This is a genomic window from uncultured Tepidimonas sp., assembly GCF_938045175.1.
Lineage (GTDB): Bacteria > Pseudomonadota > Gammaproteobacteria > Burkholderiales > Burkholderiaceae_C > Tepidimonas.
This window is the reverse complement of record NZ_CALIND010000166.1, coordinates 1-8,771: the sequence shown is the minus strand read 5'-3', so window position 1 is coordinate 8,771 and position 8,771 is coordinate 1. Positions and strand designations below refer to the sequence as shown.

Here is an 8,771-nt window from a genome sequence, read left to right as displayed (position 1 = left end):
GGCCTGCGCACGCTGTTCGTCACCACCGCCCGGCAGCACCGCCCGGCGGACGAGTTGGCGCAGTATCCCGACAGCGGTGCCGTGCTCGCGCATCCGCTGGACGCACCCGGGCTGCCTGCCCCACTGTACGGGGATTGAACGGCAGGGGCCGCGCCGTCGCCGTTCACAGCGATCATTCAAATTCTTCACACGGCGCCTGCCGGGGCGGGCTACCATTGCCCCCATGGTCGAATCCCAGCCCCTTTTACGCGCCGACACGCCGGCCGGCGATGATGCCCTGCTGCAGGCATGGGCCGAGCGCATCCGCGCGGCGGCCGCCGGCGGACCGCGCTTGCGCATCCGCGGCGGTGGCAGCAAGGCGTTTTACGGCAACCCCCTAGACGCGGAATGCGAAGTCCTCGACACCCAGGCCTACGCCGGCATCGTCAACCATGAGCCGACCGAGCTGGTGGTGACCGCACGCTGCGGCACCCCTCTGGCCGAGCTGGAAGCCGTGCTCGCCCGCCACGGCCAGTGCCTGCCGTTCGAGCCCCCGCACTTCGGACCCAGCGCCACCGTGGGGGGCATGGTGGCGGCGGGGCTGGCCGGCCCGGCACGCGCCGCGGTAGGCGCCGTGCGCGACTATGTGCTGGGCGTGCGCCTGCTCGACGGCCGGGGCGAGGACTTGCACTTCGGCGGTCAGGTGATGAAGAACGTCGCGGGCTACGACGTCAGCCGCGCCTTGGCCGGCAGCCTGGGTACGCTGGGCGTCATCACCGAGGTGTCGCTGAAGGTGCTGCCGGTGGCCGCGGGGGAGGCCACCCTGTGCGCGGCGCTGCCCGCCGACGCCGCGCTGGAACGCCTGGCGCACTGGCGCAGCCAGCCCCTGCCGCTCAATGCCAGCCTCTGGTCGCCCCACGCCGGCGGCACGCTGTGGCTGCGGCTGCGCGGGGCCGCTGCGGCGGTGGAGGCCGCCAGCGAGCGGCTGCTACGCGAAACCGGCGGCCAGCGCCTGGAGCCAGCCGCGGCAGCCACTGTGTGGCACAGCGTGCGCGAACAGACGTCGGACTTCTTCGCCCAGCCGCCGTCAGACGAGCACGGGCTGTGGCGGCTGTCCGTCGCACCCACCACACCGATGCTGGCCTGGCCCGGTGATAGCGTGATCGAATGGTTCGGTGGCCAGCGCTGGGTCTGGGCCCCGGTGTCGGCGGCCGAGGCGCTGCGCGCCCTGGCCCGCCAGGGCGGTGGGCACGCCACGCTGTTTCGCCCCCCCGCGGCGCAGCCCGAAGCGCACGAGCGCTTCACGCCGCCCGAGGCCACGCTGCGCACCCTGCAGCAGCGCGTGCGCGCCGCGTTCGACCCGCACCGGATTTTTCAGCCCGGCATCTGGGGATACTGAGGATGCAGACCCAACTCGCTGCCGAATTTCGAGACACGCCCGATGGCCAGACCGCCGAGGCGATCTTGCGCCGCTGCGTGCACTGCGGCTTTTGCACCGCCACCTGCCCCACCTACCAACTGCTGGGCGACGAGCTCGACGGCCCGCGTGGCCGCATCTACCTGATCAAGCAGGTGCTCGAAGGTGCGCCACCGACGCGCGCCACCCAGCGCCACCTGGATCGCTGCCTGACCTGCCGCAATTGCGAAACCACCTGCCCCAGCGGCGTCGAATACGGACACCTGCTCGACATCGGCCGCAAGGTGGTGGAGACGCGCGTCGAGCGCCCCGTGGGTGAGCGCGCCGTGCGCTGGCTGCTGCGCGAGGGCCTGACGTCGCCGCTGTTTGCGCCCGCCATGCGGTTAGGGCAAAGTGTGCGCGCCCTGCTGCCCGAGACCCTGCGCGCCAAGGTACCCGAGCGGCGCGACCCTGGCGTCTGGCCCACGACGACGCACCCGCGGCGTGTGCTGCTGTTGGCCGGTTGCGTGCAGCCCGCGATGCTGCCCCAGATCAATGCTGCCACGGCACGGGTGCTGGACGCGGCCGGCATCCAGACCCTCATCGCGCCGAAGGCGGGCTGCTGCGGGGCGCTGCGCTTTCACCTCGACGACCAGGTCGGCGCGCTGGCCGACATGCGCGCCAATATCGATGCGTGGTGGCCATGGATCGCACCGACCGACGGCAGTCCCGGGGTGGAAGCGATCGTGATGAACGCCTCTGGCTGCGGCGTGATGGTCAAAGACTACGCGCACGCGCTGCGTCATGACCCCGACTACGCCGACAAGGCGCGCCGGGTGAGCGAGCTGACGCGCGACCTGAGCGAGCTGCTGCCCGATCTGGTACCGGCCTGGAAAGCCCGGCTGGGCGACACGCTGCCCGACGGAATCGCGCGCCGGGTCGTCTTTCACCCGCCCTGCACGCTGCAGCACGGGCAAAAGCTGCGTGGCGGCGTCGAGCGCTATCTGGGTGAGCTGGGGTTCACGGTGACCCTGGCGCGCCAGGAGTCGCACCTGTGCTGCGGCTCGGCGGGCACCTACAGCGTGCTGCAGCCCGGGCTAAGCCAGCAGCTACGCGACCGCAAGCTGACCCACTTGCAGGCCGAGTCGCCGCAGGTGATCGTCTCGGCCAACATCGGCTGCATCACCCACCTGCAAAGCGGCACCGACACCCCGGTGCGCCACTGGGTCGAGCTGGTGGACGAGTGGCTCGCTCGCGTCTGATCACCCCGCGCGGATACCCACGCGCTCGATGACCGCCTTCATGCGCGCGGTATCGGTGCGCATGCGGTGCGCCAGCCCCTCGGGCGAGGTGCCCGCCACCTGCCATCCTTGGGCAAAGAGTTTTTGCCGCACGTCGGGCTGACGCACGATCTGCACCAGCGCCGACGCCACGCGCTGGATGTGCGCCGCCGGCATCGAGGCAGGCGCCGCCACCGCGTTCCAGATTTCCAGCTCGAAGCCGCGCAACCCCACCTCCGCCAGGCTGGGCACTTGCGGGGCGAGCGTGCTGCGGCCCGCGGACGTCACGCCCACGGCGCGCAGCCGCCCGGCTTGCACCTGCGGCATGGCAATGCCCGGCGGCAGCAGGGCCACCTGCACATCGCCCTGGGTCATCGCGGTGACCACCTGCGGGTTGCCTGGGTACGGCACATGCACCGCCTGCCAGCCGGCTGCGGCCTTGAGCATCTCCATGCCGATGTGCGCGACCGTGCCCACGCCGGGGCTGCCGTAGTTCCAGCGGTCGCCCGCCTCGCGCCCGGCAGCCAGCAGCGCGGCGGCATCGGCTGGCAGCCGTTGGCCTGCGGTCAGCACGAGCGGCGCGGTGCCGATCAGCGACACCGGCGCCAAGTCCCGGTGCGGATCGTAGGGTGTCGCAGGGTTGAGGATTTTGGCGATCGTGAGATTGCCGTTGATCATCAGCCCCAACGTGTGGCCGTCGCTGGCCCGGGCCACTTGCTCGGCCGCGATGTTGCCGCCCGCGCCGGGGCGGTTTTCCACCACCACCGGCTGGCCGAGCGCCTGCGCCAAGGGGTCAGCGAGCGTGCGCGCGGTCAGGTCGGGTGACGAGCCGGGCGGAAAACCCACCAACAGACGCACAGGCCGACTGGGCCAGGCCGACTGGGCCCATGCGGGCACCGCGCCGGCGGCCAGCGCGGCGGCAGCCCATTGCATCCAAACACGGCGATTGGTGCTTCTCGAAGGGGAAAGGGTTGGCATGCCGGGTCTCCATCGATGTGTTCCGTTCAGACCAGTGTAGCGCTCCTGCTGCGCCCGTTCCACCCGGTCCATCCCGGACGCGAATGCAGGGGTTTTCAGCGCCGCCACCATGCCCGACAATCAAAAAGGGGCACCGACGCAGCCATCGCAGGCATGGGTCTGTCGGCCCGTGAAGCACTCATTCAAGACCCTGATCATGGTACGACGCACTCTGGCCGCTTGGGGCGCTGCTTGGTGTCTGTGTCTGCTCGTCATGGCCACCCTCACGCCCGCCGCCGGCGCCGCGGCTGCGCAACCCATGGCGCTGGACGTTGCTGCCATGGACGGCGCGGCGGTTTGGCTGCGCCCCCACAGCCGGGTGCTGCGCGAGCCACCAGACAGCCCACCGCTGGCCCCGCTGCAGGCGCTGCGTGAGCCGCACCCATGGGCACCCGTGACCGATGGCAACCCCATTTTCCAGTTCGGCTTCGACCGCCAAGCCTGGTGGGCGCATGCGGTGCTCGTCAACACCGGGGACAAGCCCGTCACGCGGGTGGTGGAGGTGGCCGAGCCGCTGATCGATTGGGTCGATCTGTGGGCCATCGATCGTGCCTCGGGCGGCACGGTGGCCAGCGTGCACACGGGGGACCGCCGTCCTTTCGACAACCGGACGTATGCCTACCGCCACCCGGTATTGATGGTGACCGTCACGCCGGGCCAAACCGTAGATTTATTGGTGCGGGTGCAGGCACTCGACGGCGGGCTGCAGCCGCTGCCATGGCGACTGTGGACGCCACCCGCTTTCGCCCGCGCCGCGCTGACCGAGACGTTGCTCTACGGCGCATACTACGGCGCCATCCTCGTTTTGCTGCTCTACAACGGATTGGTTTATCTGGGCACGCGCGAGCGCAGCTTTGGCTGGTACGCGCTGTTTTTGGGCTGTGTACTGGTGTGGAACCTGACCTACCGCGGGTTTGCGCTGCAGTACTTTTGGCCGCAAGCGGTGACTTGGAACCACGTCGCCTTGGTGGTTTTCTCGGCAGGTATCTGGGCCTCGATGGCCGCGTTTTCGTGGAGCTTGTTGGACATCCGTCGATACACGCCCCGGCTGTACGGGGTCCAGGCGCTGCTGGCTGCCGCGGCCTTGGCCTATGCCGCTTGGATCGCTTGGCGGCCCGAAGCCGCTGTGTTGGGCACGCTCGACGTCATCAGCCTGGGCATGTTTTTGACGCTTTTTGCCAGTGCCATTCGGATCGCCTGGCAGGGCGAACGGGTCGCATGGATTTACATCGCCGCACTCGCCGCGCTGTTTGGCGGCGCCGCGGTGTACTACCTGACCCGGCACGACCTCCTGTACACGACGCCGCTGGCGCTGCACGCCATCAACGTTGGCTCGGTGGTGGAATTTCTGCTGTTGGCGTTTGCGCTGGCGTACCGCATCAACCGGCTCAAACGCGAACGCGATGCCGCCCGGCACGCGCTGCTGGAGGAGACGCAGGCGGCAGCGGACCGGCTCGAACGCCAAGTCGCCAGCCGCACCGCGGAGCTGGCCGAGGCCAACGAACGGCTGCACTCACTCGCGCAACACGATGCGCTGACGGGGCTGCGCAACCGGCGTTCCTTCGACCAAGACCTGGCCAACGAGCTGGCCCGCACGCACCGGGGCGGCCTGCCGGTGGGCTTTTTGCTGCTCGACCTGGATCGTTTCAAGCGTCTCAACGACCTCGGCGGCCACGTGAAGGGCGACGAGACCCTGCGCCAGCTCGGGCGCGTGTTGCTCGACCAAATGCAGCGGCAGTCGGATCAGGTGTACCGTATCGGGGGCGAGGAATTCGCCGTGCTGCTGCCCCATTGCAGCGAAGATGCCGCACGCCAGATCGCCGAGCGCTTGCGGGCCGCGGTCGAACGAGAGCATTGGCCCCATCCCGATCCGGAAAGCCGCTGGGTCACCATTTCGATCGGGGTCACGCTGAGTGCCACGTGCGATACCCCCGAAACGCTTTACGAGCGCGCCGACCGCGCCCTGTACGAGGCCAAACGCGGCGGGCGCAACCGTTGGGCCTGGCAGCAACCGACCGAAGCGGACTCGAGCGCGCCCGTTTGAACACGGGCAGCGCGTCGAATTGCATGCTCAACCGTGCAAATCGTCGCGCCGCGCGATCTCGAACAGCCGCTGCAACTCGTGTGGATAGCGGCGCAGATTGGTGGCATGCCAGAGCTGGATACCCCACATCACCAACGCCACCAGGGCGCCGAACGCCGCGATGGCGCCGAACGCCGACACCCCCGCCCCGGTAGCGGCGGTGTACAGAAAGCCCAGGCCCAGGATGCACGCCTGTTCGTTGAAGTTTTGCACCGCGATCGAGCGCCCCGCGCCCATCAGGTTGTGGCCGCGGTGTTGCAGCAGCGCGTTCATCGGCACCACCAAAAAGCCCCCTAGCGCCCCCAGCAGCATCAGAAACGGCGCAGCCACCCAGACGTTGTCAATGGCGTTCATGGCGATCACCAGCACCCCCATCGCAATGCCCAGCGGCATGACGCGCGGGGCATGCTCCAGCCGCATGCGCAGCGATGCCACCACGGCCCCCAACGCGGTGCCGATGGCCACCACCCCCACCAGCGACGACGCCTGCGTCGTGCCATAGCCCAGCGCCGCCGCCGCCCAGGCCAGCACGATGTAGCGCAGGTTGCCACTCACGCCCCAGAACAGCGTGGTCGTGGCCAGCGAGATCTGGCCCAAGTGGTCGCGCCACAGGCGCAGGTTGCAGCGCCAGAAGTCGCCCAGCAACGCCAATGGGTTGGCCGGCAGATGGCGCAACGGCGCCGTGGTACGCGGGATGCGCAGGTTGAACGCGGCCGCCAGCGCATACACGAAAACCAGCCCGATGATGGCCGCCTCGGGTGCTGAGGCGGTGTGCCCGATCAACGGGATGCCCAACCCGCGCAACCAGCCTGAGACGGTGGGCCCCACGAGCTGCCCCCCCAGCACCACGCCCAGGATGATGGAGGCGATCGTCAGCCCCTCGATCCAGCCGTTGGCCTTGACCAACTGCGACGGCGGCAGCAGCTCGGTGAGGATGCCGTACTTGGCCGGAGAGTACGCCGCCGCCCCCAACCCAACCAAGCTGTAGGCCAGCAGCGGGTGCACGGGGGTGAGCATCAGCAAGCAGCCCACCACCTTGATCGCGTTGCTGATGAACATGACCTGCCCTTTGGGGCGGGCGTCGGCGAAGGCGCCGACGAACGGCGCCAGCACCACGTAGAACAGCGCGAACATGGGCACCAACGCCGCCGCCTGCCACTCGGGCGCGCCGCGGCTGCGCAGTAGCTCGACCGCCACCACGAACAGCGCGTTGTCGGCCAACGAGCTGCAAAACTGCGCCGTCATGATGGTGTAGAAGCCGCGCTTCATGCCGGTGAAAGAGGATCGTAGGCGCTGCGCCAGCGGCGCATTTTGTGCGAAAGTGCGCGCGTTTATAGCACGCCGTCTTGCCATGCCCCGTCCCATCCACGCCACCGTCCATCTCGATGCCCTGCGCCACAACCTGCAGCGTTGCCGCGCCGCAGCGGGATCGGCTCGCCTGTGGGCCGTGGTCAAGGCCAACGCCTACGGGCACGGCATCGAGCGCGTCTTCCATGCCCTGCGCGCGGCCGACGGGTTTGCACTGCTCGACCTGGCCGAAGCCGAACGCCTGCGCGCGCTCGGCTGGCGGGGCCCCGTCCTGCTGTTGGAAGGGTGTTTCGAGCCGCGCGACCTCGAGGTCTGCTCGCGACTGAACCTGTGGCACGTGGTGCATTGCGAGGAACAAATCGAGTGGCTGGGGGCGCACAAAACCCACCAACCCCACCGTGTCTTTTTGAAAATGAACTCGGGGATGAACCGGCTCGGCTTTCGGCCCGAGGCGTTTCGCGCCGCTTGGGCGCGGTTGCAAGCGCTGCCGCAGGTCGACGAGGTGAGCCTCATGACGCACTTCAGCGACGCCGATGGCCTGCGCTGGGGGCGCGAGGGGATCGCGCATCAGGTCGAGGCGTTCGTGCGCGCCACGGCCGACCTGCCCGGCGAGCGCAGCCTGTGCAACAGCGCCGCGCTGCTGCGCCATGCGCAGTCGGCGCGGCTGCTGGGGCCGAACGACACCCTGGCCTTGGCTGCCGATTGGGTACGCGCGGGCATCGCCCTGTACGGCAGCGCACCGGACCACCCCCATCACGACACTGCCCACTGGGATTTGCAGCCCACCCTGACGCTGACCAGCCGCCTGATCGCCATCCAGGACGTGCGCGCCGGGGAAACCGTGGGCTACGGCTCGACCTACACGGCCCCCCGCGACATGCGGGTGGGGATCGTGGCCTGCGGATACGCGGATGGGTATCCCCGCCACGCCAGCCACGGCCAAGACCACGGCGCCCCGGTGCTGGTGCGCGGCGTGCGCACGCGGCTGGTGGGGCGCGTCAGCATGGACATGCTGGCGGTTGACCTCACCCCGGTCGAAGCCGCCGGCGGCCCGTGCCAGCTGGGCGACGAAGTGGTGCTGTGGGGGCGCAGCGTGCACGGGCCCGTGCTGGCCGTCGACGAGGTAGCGCGCGCCGCGGGTACCATCGCCTACGAACTGTTGTGTGCACTGGCCGCGCGTGTGCCGGTGCGCGTGGACGGCGATGGATAGCCACTTGTACTCCCTGGGGTATCTTGGTATACTGATCGGCATGAGGAGTCCGTCCATGTCCATGCCGCGTCCGCCCCTCCGTGCCGACACCACCGCCCCGCGACCATTGGGGCGCCGCCACTGGCTGGCCACTGCCGCCGTGGCACTGTCCGCCGCACTGCCTGCCGCCTGGGCCGCCGAGGGCCCGCGGGTCGACGTGCAAACCGTCAGCCGTCAGCCCGTGGCGCAGGGGTTGGTGCTGGACGGCACGCTGCAGGCGGTGCAGCAAAGCACGCTGGCGGCGCAGGCCGCCGGCCGCATCGTGCAGCTGCCTGTCAAGGCCGGTGACCGGGTGCGCGCCGGGCAGGTGCTGGCCGTGATCGACGACCGCGAAACCAGTGCGGGCGTGCAGCGCGCACAGGCCGCGGTGCAGCAGGCCGAGGCCGAGGCGCGCAACGCCGACGCCCACCTGAAGCGCACGCGCGAGCTGCGGGCGCAGGGGTTCGTGTCACAGGCAGC

7 protein-coding genes are annotated in these 8,771 nt (G+C 69.6%); 5 read left to right on the top strand and 2 right to left on the bottom strand.

Annotated elements, in window-relative coordinates:
* The first annotated feature begins 223 nt into the window (after positions 1–223).
* Together glcE and glcF are read left to right on the top strand one after the other, a co-directional pair.
* On the top strand, positions 224–1,378 hold the full coding sequence (glcE, locus tag Q0716_RS08745; protein WP_299022144.1) for a glycolate oxidase subunit GlcE: 1,155 nt from the start codon (positions 224–226) through the stop codon (positions 1,376–1,378).
* A 2-nt stretch (positions 1,379–1,380) separates the two neighbouring features.
* Complete coding sequence (gene glcF / locus Q0716_RS08740) at positions 1,381–2,637, top strand: glycolate oxidase subunit GlcF (protein ID WP_299022141.1); 1,257 nt, start codon at positions 1,381–1,383, stop codon at positions 2,635–2,637.
* Here the strand turns inward: glcF and Q0716_RS08735 are convergent, their stop codons facing one another.
* Entirely contained in the window at positions 2,638–3,588 is a 951-nt protein-coding gene (locus tag Q0716_RS08735) for a tripartite tricarboxylate transporter substrate-binding protein (RefSeq protein ID WP_299022138.1), read from the bottom strand.
* Between the two features lie 241 nt (positions 3,589–3,829).
* On the opposite strand from Q0716_RS08735, the gene Q0716_RS08730 reads away from it, so the two are divergent.
* Positions 3,830–5,716 (top strand): diguanylate cyclase, encoded by a 1,887-nt coding sequence (locus tag Q0716_RS08730; RefSeq protein WP_299022135.1) that lies wholly within the window; start codon positions 3,830–3,832, stop codon positions 5,714–5,716.
* A 27-nt stretch (positions 5,717–5,743) separates the two neighbouring features.
* Here Q0716_RS08730 and lplT read toward each other — a convergent pair whose 3' ends face one another.
* Entirely contained in the window at positions 5,744–7,024 is a 1,281-nt protein-coding gene (lplT, locus tag Q0716_RS08725) for a lysophospholipid transporter LplT (RefSeq protein WP_299022146.1), read from the bottom strand.
* A gap of 82 nt (positions 7,025–7,106) precedes the next feature.
* Between lplT and alr the strand changes: the two genes are divergently transcribed.
* Together alr and Q0716_RS08715 are read left to right on the top strand one after the other, a co-directional pair.
* Complete coding sequence (gene alr / locus Q0716_RS08720) at positions 7,107–8,273, top strand: alanine racemase (RefSeq protein WP_299022133.1); 1,167 nt, start codon at positions 7,107–7,109, stop codon at positions 8,271–8,273.
* Positions 8,274–8,328: 55 nt separating this feature from the next.
* On the top strand, positions 8,329–8,771 hold a 443-nt coding region (locus Q0716_RS08715), incomplete at its 3' end, for a biotin/lipoyl-binding protein (RefSeq protein WP_299022131.1).